The sequence below is a fragment of the Chitinophaga oryziterrae genome, from assembly GCF_009758125.1.
In the GTDB taxonomy this organism is placed as follows: Bacteria; Bacteroidota; Bacteroidia; order Chitinophagales; family Chitinophagaceae; genus Chitinophaga; species Chitinophaga oryziterrae.
This window is the reverse complement of sequence record NZ_WRXO01000010.1, coordinates 63584-79874: the sequence shown is the minus strand read 5'-3', so window position 1 is coordinate 79874 and position 16291 is coordinate 63584. Positions and strand designations below refer to the sequence as shown.

General features: G+C 44.9%; 15 protein-coding genes. 11 read left to right on the top strand and 4 right to left on the bottom strand.

The features are described from left to right. Window positions 1-54 precede the first annotated feature (54 nt). From GO495_RS26115 to GO495_RS26080, 8 genes are all read left to right on the top strand, one after another. A complete protein-coding gene (locus GO495_RS26115; RefSeq protein ID WP_089781991.1) occupies window positions 55-570 on the top strand; it encodes an OmpH/Skp family outer membrane protein in 516 nt (171 codons plus the stop codon). Between the two features lie 61 nt (window positions 571-631). Then, window positions 632-1141, top strand: a complete 510-nt coding sequence (locus GO495_RS26110; protein ID WP_157302903.1) for an OmpH/Skp family outer membrane protein — start codon at window positions 632-634, stop codon at window positions 1139-1141. Window positions 1142-1319: 178 nt separating this feature from the next. Then, a complete protein-coding gene (gene rpmH, locus GO495_RS26105; protein ID WP_012788729.1) occupies window positions 1320-1475 on the top strand; it encodes a 50S ribosomal protein L34 in 156 nt (51 codons plus the stop codon). Window positions 1476-1566: 91 nt separating this feature from the next. Next, the gene (locus GO495_RS26100; RefSeq protein WP_338075476.1) at window positions 1567-1995 is read left to right on the top strand and encodes a ribonuclease P protein component; all 429 of its coding nucleotides are present in this window, start codon (window positions 1567-1569) and stop codon (window positions 1993-1995) included. Continuing rightward, a complete protein-coding gene (gene yidD / locus GO495_RS26095) occupies window positions 1992-2210 on the top strand; it encodes a membrane protein insertion efficiency factor YidD (RefSeq protein ID WP_157302902.1) in 219 nt (72 codons plus the stop codon). Before GO495_RS26100 ends, yidD begins: the two co-directional genes overlap by 4 nt. A gap of 64 nt (window positions 2211-2274) precedes the next feature. Further along, on the top strand, window positions 2275-3942 hold the full coding sequence (locus GO495_RS26090) for a S41 family peptidase (protein ID WP_157302901.1): 1668 nt from the start codon (window positions 2275-2277) through the stop codon (window positions 3940-3942). 255 nt (window positions 3943-4197) lie between these two features. Continuing rightward, the gene (locus GO495_RS26085; RefSeq protein WP_157302900.1) at window positions 4198-5580 is read left to right on the top strand and encodes a Gfo/Idh/MocA family protein; all 1383 of its coding nucleotides are present in this window, start codon (window positions 4198-4200) and stop codon (window positions 5578-5580) included. Between the two features lie 11 nt (window positions 5581-5591). Beyond that, window positions 5592-6389, top strand: a complete 798-nt coding sequence (locus GO495_RS26080) for a 3-keto-disaccharide hydrolase (protein ID WP_240915338.1) — start codon at window positions 5592-5594, stop codon at window positions 6387-6389. Window positions 6390-6459: 70 nt separating this feature from the next. Here the strand turns inward: GO495_RS26080 and GO495_RS26075 are convergent, their stop codons facing one another. Further along, a complete protein-coding gene (locus GO495_RS26075; RefSeq protein ID WP_157302899.1) occupies window positions 6460-7065 on the bottom strand; it encodes a superoxide dismutase in 606 nt (201 codons plus the stop codon). 264 nt (window positions 7066-7329) lie between these two features. On the opposite strand from GO495_RS26075, the gene GO495_RS26070 reads away from it, so the two are divergent. From GO495_RS26070 to GO495_RS26060, 3 genes are all read left to right on the top strand, one after another. Further along, complete coding sequence (locus GO495_RS26070; RefSeq protein WP_157302898.1) at window positions 7330-8034, top strand: LuxR C-terminal-related transcriptional regulator; 705 nt, start codon at window positions 7330-7332, stop codon at window positions 8032-8034. A 158-nt stretch (window positions 8035-8192) separates the two neighbouring features. After that, window positions 8193-8402, top strand: coding sequence for a hypothetical protein (locus GO495_RS26065; RefSeq protein ID WP_157302897.1), 210 nt, complete (start codon window positions 8193-8195; stop codon window positions 8400-8402). A 141-nt stretch (window positions 8403-8543) separates the two neighbouring features. Next, window positions 8544-9473 (top strand): SPFH domain-containing protein, encoded by a 930-nt coding sequence (locus GO495_RS26060; protein ID WP_157302896.1) that lies wholly within the window; start codon window positions 8544-8546, stop codon window positions 9471-9473. A gap of 267 nt (window positions 9474-9740) precedes the next feature. Here the strand turns inward: GO495_RS26060 and GO495_RS26055 are convergent, their stop codons facing one another. From GO495_RS26055 to GO495_RS26045, 3 genes are all read right to left on the bottom strand, one after another. Further along, window positions 9741-10181 carry a nucleoside deaminase gene (locus tag GO495_RS26055; RefSeq protein WP_157302895.1) on the bottom strand — a complete coding sequence of 147 codons (441 nt, stop codon included), beginning with the start codon at window positions 10179-10181 and terminating at the stop codon, window positions 9741-9743. A 5-nt stretch (window positions 10182-10186) separates the two neighbouring features. Continuing rightward, entirely contained in the window at window positions 10187-12292 is a 2106-nt protein-coding gene (ligA, locus tag GO495_RS26050; RefSeq protein WP_157302894.1) for an NAD-dependent DNA ligase LigA, read from the bottom strand. A 586-nt stretch (window positions 12293-12878) separates the two neighbouring features. After that, window positions 12879-16181 (bottom strand): methylmalonyl-CoA mutase family protein, encoded by a 3303-nt coding sequence (locus GO495_RS26045; protein ID WP_157302893.1) that lies wholly within the window; start codon window positions 16179-16181, stop codon window positions 12879-12881. Window positions 16182-16291: the final 110 nt, after the last annotated feature.

Sequence of the window (16291 nt, the reverse complement as noted above, 5' to 3'; positions counted from 1 at the left end):
ATTTTAAATTATATATTGCAAATCCGATTTGCAGTATAATTTAAACCCGGAATTATGAAAAAGATATGTCTCATATTAGCTGTTGTTCTTTGTTCGGCCTTTGGAGCCAGTGCGCAGCGTTATTGTGTAATAGATACCAAGTATATCCTGGATAATGTTCCGGATTATAAGGAAGCGCAGGGAAAGCTGGATGCAATAGCAGAACAATGGCAGAAAGAAATAGATGCCAAGTTCCTGGAAATAGATAAGATGTATAAATCTTACCAGGCAGAGCAGGTAATGCTGACAGATGAATTGAAACACAAGCGTGAAGACGAGATCGTGGCTAAGGAGAAAGAAGCCAAGGATCTGCAGAAGAAGCGTTTCGGGTATGAAGGGGATCTTTTCAAGAAGCGTGAGGAGCTGATCAAGCCAATACAGGATAAAGTATACAATGCCGTACAGAAACTGGCAGCAGCCCGTATGTACGATTTTGTACTTGATAAGTCGGGGGGAGTAACAGTTATCTTTGCAGATCCTAAGCTGGATAAGAGCGATGATATATTACGTTCGTTAGGCGTTAAGAAATAGACCTTTATACCATTTTAAACCTTAGTTTTAGTATCAAAATTTTTTAAACACAGACAACATCATGAAGAAGTATGTAATTATCGCTTTTGTGACAGTTTCAGGATTGTTCAGCGTAAATGCAATGGCACAGTCCAAAGTAGGACACATTAATGCACAGGCACTGATTGAAACAATGCCTGAAGCGCAGACAGCGCAGAAATCTCTGCAGGCGTATGCAGAAGAACTGGATAAAGATGGTAAAGGGTTGATTGATGAGTACCAGAAAAAACTGAAAGAATTTGACGCAAGTGCGGCCAGCATGACCGACAATATGAAAGAAATTAAGGGTAAAGAGATTCAGACTGCACAGAAGAACATCCAGGACTACCAGGAGTCTGCTCAGCAGAAGATCGAAGCTAAACGTCAGGAAATCCTGAAACCGATCTACGATAAAGCCCGTAAAGCGATCGAAGATGTAGCTAAGGAAAAAGGTTATGCTTATGTACTGGACAGCTCAGCAGGTGTATTGCTGGTATCTCCGGCAAGCGATGATCTGGCTCCTGCTGTGAAAATTAAGCTGGGTATCAAGTAATCCGGTAATCCCGTAAATAATTGTATTAAATATGCCCCGGTATTAAAGCCGGGGCAATTTTTTTAAATTCCCCTTTGCTTTTTCAGATTTTTCCCTACCTTTGCCTTCCGTTTTAAAAACAGGCTTCCGCAAAACGGGAAAGTGTTTAGTATAGTACAGGTAAAAACAAAATATTAAAATGAAACGTACTTTTCAACCGCACAACAGACGCAGAAAGAGCGTTCATGGTTTTAGAAAGAGAATGGAAACTGCTAACGGCCGTAAAGTATTAGCTTCCCGCAGAGCTAAAGGACGTAAGAAATTAACTGTTTCTGACGAGCGGAAGCTGAAATAAGATCAGCCCCGTCACTGCATAGCACATAGTTGCTGGCAGGCTTTGAGGCTGGATCTTGATAGAAGGAATTGTATCGCTATTGGGTTGATAAATCAGACTTGCCATAAAAACTTATTCTTTTAACACAGAAGAAAGGTTAAAAAGCAGAAAACTCATTGAAACGCTTTTTCGGGAAGGAAAAGCGTTTTCTGTTTTTCCCTACCGTGTACTTTTTATGCGGGTAGATCACCCTGGCAGTAAATATCCCGCCCAGGCAGGCTTTACTGTTTCTACGAAGCGGTTCCCTCATGCAGTAGACCGTAACCGCGTAAAGCGGCTTACACGTGAGTGCTGGCGTCTGCAAAAACAGCCTTTTTATGACTACCTGGCTGAACACTCCTGCCAGCTGGCCATTTTCTTTATCTATACAGATAAGAAAATAGCTCCTTACCCCCTCTTACAGGAGAAAGTTTCCGTAATTTTAAAGAAGCTCGAGAAAGAAGTGCTTAAACTGGCCTTGCCAGATAAACCGGCATTATGAAGATCTTCAGTTACCCGTTCATCTTCCTTATCAGGATCTACCAATGGTTTATTTCACCTTTGCTGGGTAACAAATGCCGGTATACCCCTACCTGCTCTCAATATGGCATAGAAGCCCTTAAAAAGCACGGAATATTCAAAGGAGGCTATCTGACCCTCAAACGCTTCCTTTCCTGCCATCCCTGGGGTGGACATGGGCATGATCCTGTGCCTTAATTTAACTTTTCTGATTCTCAATTAACTTGTAGCTTACAGTAGCTTATTAATTTAACTTTTACCTATGCGTTCATTTTTTCAAAGAAAGGGAAGGGTAGTGTTGGTCGTGCTGCTGATCGTAGTAGCCGGGACCAGTATCAAGGCTTACAGTGACAAGGACAAATACTTTGAGATCGCCAAGAACCTCGACATTTTTGCCGCCTTTTACAGGGAGCTGAATACCTATTATGTGGACGATCTGCCGCCGGAGAAACTCATGCATAAAGGAATAGATGCCATGCTGGAAGAAACGGACCCGTATACCGACTTTATCCCGGAAGAAAACCTGGACGAACTGAAGTTCATGGCTACCGGCAAATATGGAGGCGTAGGTGTTTCTGTAAATACAGACAGCGGCCGTACCGTGATCACGGATATTTATGAAGGAAGTCCTATGCATAAGGCAGGGGCCCGACCAGGAGATATCATTGTATCCCTGGACGGGAAAAAAGCACAGGGAATGGACCAGGACGAGATCAGTCACCTGCTGAAAGGCGTGCCGGGTACTCCCCTGGAGATGGTGTTAAAGAACCCGGTAACAGGAGAAGAAACAGCGAAGAAGATATTACGTGAAGAAATTAATGTGCGGCCGGTGAGTTATGCCGGTATGACCGGGAACGACATCGGCTATATCCGTATGACCCAATTCACTGAAAACAGCGGGGAAGCTGTTCAGAAGTCTTTCGAAGACCTGAAAAAAGACCACCCCGGTATGAAAGGCATGATCCTGGACCTTAGGGGAAACCCGGGGGGATTGCTGGATGAAGCGGTGCTGGTGGCCAATATCTTTGTAGACAAGAATAAACTGATTGTAAGTACCAAAGGAAAAGTAAAGAACTGGGACCGGGACTATAGAACAGAAGATGCTGCAGTAGACGCCAGGATTCCGCTGGTAGTACTGACCAACCGTTCCTCTGCCTCTGCATCAGAAATCGTGGCAGGGGCCGTACAGGACCTGGACCGTGGGGTGATTGTAGGGCAGCGTTCTTTTGGTAAGGGACTGGTACAAACTACCCGCCCACTTCCTTATAATGCGAAGCTGAAAGTGACTACTGCCAAATATTATACGCCAAGTGGCCGTTGCATACAGGCGATTGACTACTCTCACAGAAGTGAAGAGGGAGAAGCTGAAATAGTACCTGATTCCATGCGCCGTGCCTTTACTACTGCCGCAGGCCGTAAAGTAAAAGATGGTGGCGGTATAGAACCGGATGATGTGGTGGACCCTACTTTGCTGAGCCAGGTAGCTGTGACACTTATCCGCAAGTTGTACATATTCGATTATGCTACACAGTATTATTACCAGCATCCCAGTATTGCTGCTGCCGGGAAGTTCTCTCTGAGCGAAGATGATTTCTCTGATTTTATGCATTACCTGGACGGACGTAACTACAGTTATAAAACCCGTAGTGAAGAAGCCCTGGAAAGTTTCCAGAATACGGCCCGTAAAGAGAAATATTATGATGCAGTGGCAAAGGAATTTGATGCATTGCAACAGAAAATGAAACATGATAAGAAACAGGACCTGTTGAAAAATAAAGTAGAGATCAAACACCTGCTGGAAGAAGAGATTGTGAACCGTTATTATCTGCAGAGAGGACGTATAGAAAAGTCTTTAACTACAGATAATGAAGTGAATGAAGCAGTGGCTGTATTACATCAGCCTGATCGTTATCAGAAATTACTACAGTAGATTATTATCTGTGTAAAAATATCAGGGGTGTATCATTTATCTTGATACACCCTTTTTTTATGGATTTGGGAACCTGATTTATGCAAAGAGGAATAGAACAGGAACAAGATCAGGACCTATTTCAGGTATTGGAATACATTAAAAAATTTCCGTTAGCCAATTATGTTTACGGCTATAATTATGATTTCCCGCATTTTAATTATAAATTAAAGTTCTCGACCTACCATCACGTTATTGTAAACTAAACTAAGTAGCATGCCTGAAAATTCTAACCGCAATTCCCGCAGGGGATTTATCACCAAACTGGCCAAGGGAGTAGTAGGAGCCTCTTTATTACCCAACATTCTGACCGCTGCAGATAAACAGCGAAGCTTACTGACCCGTGTAAAGGAAAAGTATAGTGCAAATGATCAGATCCAGATAGCACTGATCGGGGCAGGAGGGATGGGAACATCTGATACCAATACGGCCATCACCGTACCGGGCGTAAAGCTGATAGCAGCCTGCGATCTGTATGATGGACGACTGGCAGATGCGAAGAAGAAATGGGGCAGTGATATTTATACCACCCGTGATTACCGGGAAATCCTTGAACGGAAAGATGTGGATGCGGTGATCATTGCCACACCTGATTTCTGGCATAAAGACATTTCTGTGGCCGCTATGAACAAAGGCAAATCCGTGTATTGCGAGAAGCCTATGGTGCATGATATTACGGAAGGCCCTGCTGTGGTGGATGCCCAGCAGCGGAACGGGAAGGTCGTATTCCAGGTGGGAAGCCAGGGCATGAGTTCCCTGGGCAATGAGAAGGCGAAGCAATTACTGAAGGACGGCGCTATTGGTAAACTGAATTATGCAGAAGGTTTCTGGGCGCGTATGTCTCCGTTTGGAGCATGGCAGTATCCCATTCCCGCGGATGCTTCTACCAAAACGGTTGACTGGGACGCTTACCTGGCGCATGCGCCCAAGCGTGAATTTGATCCGTTGCGTTTTTTCCGCTGGCGTAATTATAAAGACTATGGTACTGGTGTATCCGGCGATTTGTTCGTACACCTGTTTTCAAGTCTGCATTTTGTAACAGGGTCTATTGGTCCGGAGAAGATCATGGCAACCGGTGGACTTCGTTACTGGAAAGACGGGCGGGAAGTACCGGATATTATGCTGGGTATGTTTGATTATCCTGAGACCGAAATACACCCCGCTTTCAATCTTTCTTTGCGTGTGAATTTTGTAGATGGCACCGGTGGTACCAACTACCTGCGTATGGTGGGAAGTGAGGGATCTATGACGGTAGAATGGGATAAGGTAACGCTGTACCGTAACAAGGCGTATGCGGCCACTGATGATCCTTTGCTGCAAAGTAAAAAAGATGTGGACAGTGGTAAACAGTATGTGTATGAGAGAAAAGATATGCTGCCTCCGGAGAAGATGGAATATGCCGCAGAAGAGGGATACAAGGGCGCACACTTTGATCACTTCTATAATCTTTTTACAGCTATGAGAACAGGTGGTAAAGTACATGAAGATGCTTTGTTCGGGTATCGTGCAGCAGCGCCGGCGTTGTTGTGTAACGATAGTTATTTCCAGAACAGGATCATGCAATGGGACCCAAAGAATCTGAAAACGATCAATAAATAAAAACGATAATCATGATGAAGAAATTATTTTTTCCTGCTCTATCGGTAATGGCTATAGCTGTTATATCCTGTAATGGTGGTAATAGTACGGCTTCTAAAGAAGATACAACGGCTACTGTTAAAAAAGAAGATGCTGTACAGGCTACAGAAATTGTTGCTGACAGCACTGCCAATACGTTGACGGATGCAGAGAAATCCGAAGGATGGAAATTGTTATTCAATGGAAAGAACCTGGATGGATGGCATATCTATAAAGGCAAAACTTCCAGTGGATGGGTAGCAGAAGAGGGCATTTTACATTGCCTGGGAAGTGAGAAGGATAAGAGTGATAAGCGTGCAGACCTTACAAGCAATGATACATTTGATAATTTCGAGTTAGAACTCGACTGGAAGATGTCCCCGAAAGGGAACAGTGGTATTATATACCTGGCATCCGAAGAGTTTGATGCCGCTTATCTGAGTGGTCCTGAGTACCAGCTGATAGATGATGAGAACTTCCCTGAGAAACTGGAAGGCTGGCAGAAGACAGGCGCTAACTATGCGATGAGCGCACCACTGGTAGCCGCCGCCAAGCCAATAGGTGAGTGGAATCATGCAAAGATCATTGTGAACAAAGGGCATGTGGAACACTGGCTGAACGGGCAGAAAACTGCCGAGTATGAGATAGGCTCTCCGGAGTGGAAGAAAGCAAAAGAAGCAGGAAAATGGAAGGATGCTAAAGGTTATGGAGCTACGAAGAAAGGGCATATAGATTTACAGGACCATGGCAGTGAGGCCTGGTTCAGGAATGTGAAGATCAAGCAGCTTTAATAGTATAGATAAAAAAAGAAAGGGTGTATCATGATTCATGATACACCCTTTCTTTTTTTATCATCAGTAATTATACTGCTGCTTCGTAATGCTTGCTAACTGCATCCCAGTTAACAACGTTCCAGAATGCTTTCAGGTATTCCGGACGGCGGTTCTGATATTTCAGGTAGTAAGCATGTTCCCATACGTCTACGCCTAAGATAGGAGTACCTTTTACTTCAGCAACATCCATCAGTGGATTGTCCTGGTTAGGAGTGGAAGTAATTTCCAGTTTGCCATCTTTTACGATCAGCCATGCCCAGCCTGAACCGAAGCGGGTAGTACCTGCTGTGTTCAGTTTTTCTTTGAATTCATCGAAAGAACCGAAGATGCTCTTGATTGCGTCTGCCAGTTTGCCTTTAGGTTCGCCACCTGCGTTAGGAGCGAGGATAGCCCAGAAGAAACTGTGATTCCAGTGACCGCCACCGTTATTCCTTACAGCAGGGCTTATTTTACCAGCCGCAGCTACCAGTTCTTCCAGAGATTTGTTCTCGTTCTCTGTACCGGCAACAGCCTTGTTCAGGTTGTCTACATAAGCCTGGTGGTGCTTACCGTGATGAATCTCCATTGTCAGTTTATCGATATGAGGCTCCAGTGCATCATGTGCATACGGTAAGCTCGGAAGTGTAAATGCCATAACCTAATGTTTTATTGTTTTAAAATATTGTGTTTAAAGAGTGTTCAAATTTACTGCCTAATAAGGTAAATATCAAAACACATATAGGTACTTCTGCCCAATTCACGTACCAAAAGCGTTGGATATATGCTTTTTTATTTTATATTTACGTTAAGTGTTATAACAACTTTAGTCTCGCATTGTGGTTCGTATACACGTAAAGGTTACTTTGTTTTAAACCTCCTGCCATTCAATTTCAACTATTGTTTGTATAAAACTTAATGTATGTTGACAGACTCTGACATGGGCCAGAACTATTCCCTCAATTCCTTGCAGAAGGAAAACGAACTATTGAAGACGCGCATCCAGTGGCTTGAAAATATACTGGATAACGTGCCGGCCATGCTTTACACCCACGAGAACAGCGTTAAGACCGTGAACTGGTGTAATAAGCGGATGGAAGATACCACAGGTTATAAGCTGGCAGAGATAACTGCACTCGGCCTTGGTTTTTTTCAGCGGGTGATGCATCCGGATGATTTTGATCTTGCGGTGATAGCCCAGCAATCCTTTAAAGAAAATAAGAACCTTTTTGGCGGGGTATTACGTATCCGCAAACGGGATACCGATGACTGGTGCTGGCTGGTAGGGATGGCTATTCCTTTTACCCGGGATGAAGAGGGGAAGGTGAAAGAAGTGATCTGTGCTTTCCTGGACCTTACCCTGGCCATGGATACCAATGACCAGCTGGCGGAAGCCATGCGGGATGTACTGCGCCGGCATAATGATGACCTGCAGAACAAACTGACGCCGCGGGAAATGGAAATACTGAAGCTGACCGTACAGGGGTTGAATAATAAGGAAATAGCAGGGGTACTTAACCTGAGCCGCTATACCGTAGAAACCCACCGGAAAAATATACGTCTGAAGTTAAAGGTAAGAAACACTACTGAGCTGATCGCGCTGGCGAGGAAGGTCGGGTATCAATAATTTAACATTGTTTAAAGACTTTTTCCCCCGGTTTTCAGAAAAATACCCAAGCTTGGGTATTTGAGCAAAAATTAATCTCCCCTAATTTAGTGAAACATTAACCGAACGTTAGAAAGACATTTTCAGGAAAAAGATTCGATGAAATAACCCTACTTGCTATGATAAATGAGGAAAGCGCCTATAGCATCCTGCAACTGAGTGATGCTGCTACAGCAGAAGAGATTGTTGCGCAGTATGAGATATTAAAGGACCAGTACAAAAGGATCAAAGATGAGACAGTAGATTTAAAGACCCATTTGGAATACCAGCTTAAACAGATAGAGCTGGACGATGTTTATATTTATTTCAGAAGAAAACAAAGGATATAACTAAGCTATTTTTTTTCATTCGTTGTGTTTTTAGCTCAGCTTTCTTCCATTGTTTGTCTTCCTATCCCATTAACCCGCTCACCTTACGTAATTTCCATATTACCACACTTTACTATATATTTACTCATAAAATCCTTCCTTATGGGTACGGCATTACTTTATGTGCTAATTGTTTTCGCAGCGCTGGTGGTATTATCCAGCTTTGTGACGATACAGCAGGGTACCATTGGAGTTACTACCGTTTTCGGGAAATATAACCGAGTATTGTTCCCCGGTCTTAATTTCAAGATTCCGCTGATCGAAAAGATCTTCAAACGTATTTCTATCCAAAACCGTTCTGTAGAGCTTGAGTTCCAGGCTATTACGGTGGATCAGGCCAATGTGTATTTCAAGGCCATGTTATTGTATGCTGTGTGGAACCAGGATGAAGAAACCATTAAGAACGTGGCTTTTAAGTTCATGGACGAACGCAGTTTCATGCAGGCACTGGTACGTACCATTGAGGGCTCTATCCGTGGTTTTGTGGCTACCAAACGTCAGGCAGAAGTGCTGGGTTTGCGTAAAGACATTACTGAACACGTAAAAGAGCAGATTGACAAAACCCTGGAAGACTGGGGTTTCCACTTACTGGACCTTCAGATGAATGATATCACATTTGATGAGGTGATCATGAAGTCGATGGCACAGGTAGTGGCGTCTAACAACCTGAAGGCTGCCGCCGAGAATGAGGGTCAGGCATTGCTGATCACCAAGACGAAAGCAGCGGAAGCTGACGGTAATGCTATCAAGATTGCGGCAGAAGCAGAGCGTCAGGCTGCGCAGCTGCGTGGTATGGGTGTGGCACTGTTCCGTGAGGAGGTGGCCAAGGGTATGTCTATGGCAGCTAAAGAAATGCAGCAGGCCAACCTGGATACCTCAGTGATCCTGTTCTCTATGTGGACAGAGGCAATCAAGCACTTTGCAGAGAATTCCAAAGGGAACGTGATATTCCTGGATGGTTCTTCAGAGGGAATGGATCATACCATGCACCAGATGATGGGTATGAATAAACTGATGGACAACAAGAAATAATTATAAAAGTGCGCGGTTAATATGGAGGCTCCATGCTTCATCCATGCTTCAGGTATGAAGGAGACATGAAGGAGCCCCGGTTAAAAGGCCTGGAAGATTATTAAAAAGGGTTTGAGGAGACTATCCTCAAACCCTTTTTGCATCAAATCAAAAGCTTCTCCTACGGAGTCTTTTTTGTTTAATTCTGTTTACTACAAACACGGGGCTCCGGAGGAGCCTATTGTGTTTTACAGGTCTTTGGGTCATTTCCTTACAGGTGGTGGTCTGTTATGGTCTTCTTTGTTCGAAGAAGGTTTTTACCAGCTGAAGGCTTTCCGCTTCGCCGGGGCCCTGTTCCAGTTTGGTTTTGGGATGGAAGGGGTTTGTTTCCCCGGTAGACTTCCTGTAGCTATGTTTATCGTCGCGTGCAGCGTAGACAATACGGCCGATTTTACTCCAGTAGAGAGCGCCTGCACACATAAGGCAGGGTTCCAGTGTTACATAGAGGGTGGCTTCCATCAGGTATTTACTTCCCAGGTAGTTAAAAGCGGCCGTTAAAGCCAGCATTTCTGCATGGGCTGTACAATCATTCAGCTTCTCTACCTGATTGCTGCCACGGCCTATTATTTTATCATTTAGCACCACTATCGCACCAACAGGTACCTCGCCATCGTCGAAAGCATTCCGGGCCTCACGAAGGGCCTGCTGCATATAGTATTTATCGTCCATAGTATTTATTGGATCAGGTTAATGAAGTCGTCTTCACTTAAAATCCTGACCGTATTGATCTTCTTTGCTTTTTCCAGTTTACTGCCGGCATCATCTCCTACCACCAGGTAATTGAGTTTGCTGCTTACCCCACTCAATATTTTTCCGCCCTGCTTTTCTACCATTTCTTCCGCATCACTGCGTTTCAGTTTGTTGAGGGTACCGGTAAAGAGGAAAGTCTGGCCTTCCAGGTTGCCGCCGGTATGATGATCTGATTTGGTACTTTTTAAGTTCACGCCTAATTCTTCCAGTTGTTGCAGCATTTTAATGTTGTCCTCATTGCTGAAGAACTGACGGATACTGCCAGCTACCTTGGGACCAATATCTTCCAGTTCCAGGAGCTGCTCTTCTGTCCATTCCCGGAAATCGAGCAGGTGGTGAGCCGCATTGGCCAGTGTTTTGGCAGTTGTTTCCCCTACGTAGCGTATGCCCAAGCCAAAGATGAGGCGGTGCAGGGGCTGGGTTTTAGACTGTTCAATGGCGGTTTGCAGGTTGGTCAGGGATTTTTGCCCGAAACCTCCCAGCTGCTCTATTTTTGAAAAGTCCATGGTGTAGATATCCGGGATGTGTCTGATCAGTTTAAGATCGTAGAACTTACGGATGTTACTTTCACCCAGGCTGCGGATGTCCATTGCATCTTTACTTACGAAGTGGATCATGCGTTCCACTACCTGCGCTTCGCAGTTAATATTAATACAGCGCCATACGCTTTCACCTTCCGGTTTAAAGAGAGGATGGTGACAAACAGGGCATTCCGTAGGGAATTTAATGTCCTCTTCTGTGCCATCCCGCAGGTCTGCCACGGATTTTACAATGTAAGGAATTACATCACCGGCGCGTTCAACCAGTACAGTATCACCTATTTTCAAATCCTTTTCCTTTATTACATCTTCATTAAAAAGTGAAATGGAAGCAACCGTAACCCCGCCGATAGGCACAGGATCAATTTTTGCTACGGGCGTAACAGAACCGGTGCGGCCTACCTGGAACTCCACATTACGCAGTTTACTGGTAGCCTGCCTTGCTTTGAATTTGTAGGCCATGGCCCAGCGCGGATGGTGGGTCGTCATGCCCAGCTGGTCCTGCAGGGCATAATCATTCACTTTTATCACCATCCCGTCTATTTCGTAAGGGAGGGCATCTCTTTTCTGTTCAAATTCCAGTACATAGTCTATTACAGCCTGGATACCCTTTACCACTCTTTTTTCTTTGGAAGGGGTACGGAACCCGAGCTTTGAGAGGAGATCGAGGGTATTACTATGTGTTTGTATTTCTTTCGGTTCGGTTTCATCCTGTTCCATAGTATGATAGCTCATGTGGTACAGGAAGGCTTCTAAACCACGTTTGGCTACTTCCCGGGGATCTACCATGCGGAGGGAACCGGAAGCCGCATTACGCGGATTGGCCATGGGTGGCAGGTTTTCAGTAGCGCGTTGCTCATTGAAAGCCTTGAAAGTGCTTTTATTAATTAATACTTCGCCGCGGATTTCTATGGAATGAATACCGTGGGCAGAGAATTTGGCCGTAAGGGGGATGGAGCGGATCTGTTTGATATTGGTGGTGATATCGTCTCCGGATACGCCATCACCACGGGTAGCGCCCCTTACCAGGCGGTCGTTCTCATATATAAGAGAGATACTGGCACCGTCGAACTTGGGTTCTATACAGTATTCAATATCTGCAAGACCACTGATTTCACGGGCTTTACGGTCCCAGTCGTTCAGGTCGTCCGCATTATAAGAGTTCTCCAGGCTGAGCATAGGCACCAGGTGCTGTACGGTGGGGAATGCTTTGGTAAGGCCATGCGCCACGCGCTGGGTGGGAGAATCGGGGTTTACCAGGTCCGGATGTTCAGCTTCCAGTTTTTTAAGCCAGGCATATAGCTGGTCATATTCGTAATCACTAAGCACAGGCTCGCTCTGCACGTAATAGCGCCAGTCGTTATAAATAATTACACGACTCAGGTCGTCCATTGTTTTCTCTATGGCAATTTTGCTTTCTTTTTGCTGCAATTGCCCTAACAGTTCCTTTGCTAATTGTGATAAATTAATTTCTATTTCTTTCGTATACATATAAAAGTGCTAACTGAGCGTAAAATACAAATTGTTTGAGGTTTATTGTGGCTTATGTTAAAGTATTGATAATCATTATAAAAGTGGCAATATCAAATTTTAATCGTATTTATTTTAGAAAAAAGATGTTTGAAAAGTTTTTTATTAACAAAATATTAATTAAGATTGTGTAACGAAACGAAAGTAACTGAAAGCCAAAATTTAAATCGGAGTTACAAGGACGCAAATGCCAAAGACTGTAGAGCGGTTATTCCTTGAAAACTAAGAATACGAAGAACAAGATAGTGTAGTAACCAAAATATTTTTTTTGTCTTTATAAATTCTATTTGCCTTTATAAGTTCCATATGTCTTTATAGATTCCACTTTGCCGTTATAAATTCCGTATTTGCTTTTATAGATTCCATATGTCTTTATAGATTCCATGTTAAGTCTTTGCTTTTATATGATTCCACGTTATCGATTCCACGTTAATTAAATTCCACGTAAGTTATTTTATAATTCCACGTCAATGAAATCCGGCTAAGTGTAATGCTGGTCTCGTACCTTTTCCCCTGCATAAAGTATTTATGCAGGGGAATTTTTTATCTACATGTTTCTTCTGTACTGGCCACCTACTTCATATAATGCGTGGGTAATCTGGCCCAGGGAACAATGCTTTACTGTTTCCATTAATGCATCAAAGAGGTTGCCATTTTTAACAGCAACTCCCTGCAATTTCTTTAATGCGGCAGCGCTTTTATGGTGATGGCGCTGGTGGAAGGCCGCCAGGGTATTGATCTGAAATTCTTTTTCGGCTGTGGTAGAACGGATCACTTCTGAAGGAATGATGGTAGGAGAGCCGTTTTTATTCAGGAAGGTGTTTACTCCTACAATAGGATATTCACCGTTATGTTTCAGGGATTCGTAATGGAGGCTTTCTTCCTGGATCTTATTACGCTGGTACATTCTTTCCATCGCTCCCAGTACCCCTCCTCGTTCTGTAAGCCGGTTGAATTCTGCCAGTACGGCCTCTTCTACCAGGTCTGTAAGGTCCTCGATAAAGAAAGCCCCCTGGATGGGGTTTTCATTTTTTGCGGTACCCAGTTCGCGGTTGATGATGAGCTGTATGGCCATGGCCCTGCGCACACTTTCTTCTGTGGGTGTGGTGATGGCTTCATCGTATGCGTTCGTATGAAGGGAGTTGCAGTTATCATAAATGGCATAGAGCGCCTGTAAAGTAGTGCGGATATCGTTGAAGTCGATTTCCTGCGCGTGCAGGCTTCTGCCGGATGTTTGAATATGATATTTCAGCTTCTGGGAGCGATCGTTCCCCTTGTATTTATACTTGATCGCCTTGGCCCAGATGCGCCTGGCCACGCGGCCAATCACTGCATATTCCGGGTCCATACCGTTGCTGAAGAAGAAAGAAAGGTTGGGTGCAAAGTCGTCGATATTCATTCCCCTGCTCAGGTAGTACTCTACGTAGGTAAACCCGTTGGCGAGTGTGAAGGCCAGTTGTGTAATGGGATTGGCACCTGCTTCCGCAATGTGGTAACCGGAGATACTTACAGAGTAGAAGTTGCGGACTTTCTGGGTGATGAAGTATTCCTGTACATCGCCCATAAGTTTGAGGGCAAATTCAGTAGAGAAGATGCAGGTGTTTTGTGCCTGGTCCTCTTTTAATATATCTGCCTGCACGGTACCCCTGGCGGAGCTGAGGGCCTGCGCTTTTATCTTTTCATAAATCTCTTTGTCCAGTACTTCATCTCCTGAAATCCCTAACAACTGTAATCCCAGTCCGTTGTTGCCTTTAGGCAGTTCTCCATTATATTTTGGCAGTTCTTTGAACTTCTCTTTGATAATAGCATTTACCTGATCTGTCAATCCATGCTGAGCGATGTATTTTTCACATTGCTGGTCTATGGCCGCGTTCATGAAAAATGCGAGGAGAATAGGAGCAGGACCGTTGATGGTCATGGATACCGATGTTTTCGGATCGCAGAGGTCGAAGCCGCTGTACAGTTTCTTGGCGTCGTCTACTGTGGCGATGCTTACGCCGGAGTTACCCACTTTGCCATAGATATCCGGGCGGGGAGCAGGGTCTTCGCCGTAGAGCGTTACGCTGTCGAAAGCCGTACTGAGCCGGATGGCCGGCTGATCTATGGATACATAGTGAAAGCGTTTGTTGGTCCTTTCAGGACCGCCTTCTCCGGCAAACATACGGGTAGGGTCTTCGCCTTCTCTTTTAAGGGGGAATACACCCGCTGCGTAAGGGAATTCTCCCGGGAGGTTTTCCGTAAGCTGCCAGCGGAGCAGGTCACCCCAGTCTTTATACTGAGGCAGGCTTATTTTAGGTATGCGTGACTGGGACAGGCTTTCTGTGTAAAGAGGAAGTTTGATGATCTTATTCCTTACCTGGAATTCGTAGTATGCCGCTGTATATTTTTCTTTTATAGCCGGCCAGTTTTTGACCAGTTTATCACATTCAGGATCGAGTTGTTTGCTTAATGCGTTGATGGCATTGTCCAGGCTTTCATGATCTGGTACGAGGCCTTTTGCGCCGTTTAGCTGGTAGAGTTTAGTGGCGATAGCGGCCTGTTCATCCACCCATTGTGCATACTCATTAATGGCAGCTGTGATTTCTGCCAGGTAGCGGGTACGGGAAGGCGGGATGATCATCGATTTGGTGACAGTATCCCGACTGTTTTCATGTTTAACATGACCGAAAGAGATGCCCTTCTTTTCTTTTATGATGGCCAGCAGTTTTTCAAACAGCTGGTTGATGCCATGATCATTGAATTGGGAAGCGATGGTGCCTAATACCGGCAGTTCTTCATCTTTAGCGCTCCATAGTCCGTGGTTACGTTTGTATTGTTTGCGTACATCGTGGAGGGCATCGAGGGCGCCTGCTTTATCAAATTTATTGATGGCAATTATGTCTGCATAGTCCAGCATGTTAATCTTTTCCAGCTGGGAAGCAGCCCCGTATTCCGGTGTCATTACATAGAGGGATATATCGCAGTAGTCGGTGATGGCGGTGTCGCTTTGCCCGATACCCGAAGTTTCCAGGATGATGAGGTCGAAACCGGCGATGCGGCAGATATCTGTGATTTCCCGGATATGTGCGCTGATGGCTTTATCGCTTTCGCGGGTAGCTAAGGAGCGCATATAAGCACGGGGATGATGGATGGCATTCATGCGGATGCGGTCGCCAAGTAGTGCCCCGCCGGTTTTTTTCTTGGAGGGGTCTACAGAGATCACAGCAATTGTTTTATCGCTGAAGTGGTGTAAGAAGCGTCTTACTATTTCGTCCGTAACGCTGCTTTTACCTGCCCCGCCGGTACCGGTGATGCCTAGTACAATGCCTTTGTCGGATTGTATATCGGGGAGCTGATCGTTTTCAGCGATGGTAATAGTTTGCGCAATATGTTTATAATCGTGCTGGGTGAGCGCTTCGGGTTGTTTGTTGAGTGTTTTGACAGTGGCGAAGTCGCAGCGGTTGATGACATCTTCTATCATGCCGTCCAATCCCATGGTCCTGCCATCATCCGGAGAATAGAGGCGGGTGATACCGTACTGGTGTAATTCCTGGATTTCTGAGGGTAGGATGGTGCCGCCCCCACCGCCGAAGATCCTGATATGTCCGCAGTTATTTTCCTGTAAAAGGTCGTACATGTATTTAAAGAACTCCACATGTCCTCCCTGGTAGGAAGTAACGGCGATGCCCTGGGCATCTTCCTGGATGGCACATTCTACGATTTCTGCTGCGGAGCGGTTATGGCCCAGGTGGATTACTTCGGCACCTTTGGACTGCATGATGCGACGCATAATGTTAATGGCGGCGTCGTGGCCATCGAAAAGAGCAGCTGCTGTTACTATACGGATCTTGTGAACTGGTGTATCAGTCATATTGTTTTTGGTGTTTGACGTGTTGTGCGGCAACGTGGAGCTGCAGAAGTTGTAATTTACTAAAAGTGACAGTGGAATATTCGTACATTTTTTTATTTTACACCCTTATT

Bases quoted from the DNA above. Each gene is read 5' to 3' on its own strand.
- GO495_RS26075 (WP_157302899.1), bottom strand. From the start codon at position 7,065: ATGGCATTTACACTTCCGAGCTTACCGTATGCACATGATGCACTGGAG.
- yidD (WP_157302902.1), top strand. From the start codon at position 1,992: ATGAAGATCTTCAGTTACCCGTTCATCTTCCTTATCAGGATCTACCAA.
- GO495_RS26060 (WP_157302896.1), top strand. From the start codon at position 8,544: ATGGGTACGGCATTACTTTATGTGCTAATTGTTTTCGCAGCGCTGGTG.
- GO495_RS26055 (WP_157302895.1), bottom strand. From the start codon at position 10,181: ATGGACGATAAATACTATATGCAGCAGGCCCTTCGTGAGGCCCGGAAT.
- GO495_RS26080 (WP_240915338.1), top strand. From the start codon at position 5,592: ATGATGAAGAAATTATTTTTTCCTGCTCTATCGGTAATGGCTATAGCT.
- GO495_RS26090 (WP_157302901.1), top strand. From the start codon at position 2,275: ATGCGTTCATTTTTTCAAAGAAAGGGAAGGGTAGTGTTGGTCGTGCTG.
- GO495_RS26115 (WP_089781991.1), top strand. From the start codon at position 55: ATGAAAAAGATATGTCTCATATTAGCTGTTGTTCTTTGTTCGGCCTTT.
- GO495_RS26045 (WP_157302893.1), bottom strand. From the start codon at position 16,181: ATGACTGATACACCAGTTCACAAGATCCGTATAGTAACAGCAGCTGCT.
- GO495_RS26110 (WP_157302903.1), top strand. From the start codon at position 632: ATGAAGAAGTATGTAATTATCGCTTTTGTGACAGTTTCAGGATTGTTC.
- GO495_RS26065 (WP_157302897.1), top strand. From the start codon at position 8,193: ATGATAAATGAGGAAAGCGCCTATAGCATCCTGCAACTGAGTGATGCT.
- ligA (WP_157302894.1), bottom strand. From the start codon at position 12,292: ATGTATACGAAAGAAATAGAAATTAATTTATCACAATTAGCAAAGGAA.
- GO495_RS26085 (WP_157302900.1), top strand. From the start codon at position 4,198: ATGCCTGAAAATTCTAACCGCAATTCCCGCAGGGGATTTATCACCAAA.
- GO495_RS26070 (WP_157302898.1), top strand. From the start codon at position 7,330: ATGTTGACAGACTCTGACATGGGCCAGAACTATTCCCTCAATTCCTTG.
- rpmH (WP_012788729.1), top strand. From the start codon at position 1,320: ATGAAACGTACTTTTCAACCGCACAACAGACGCAGAAAGAGCGTTCAT.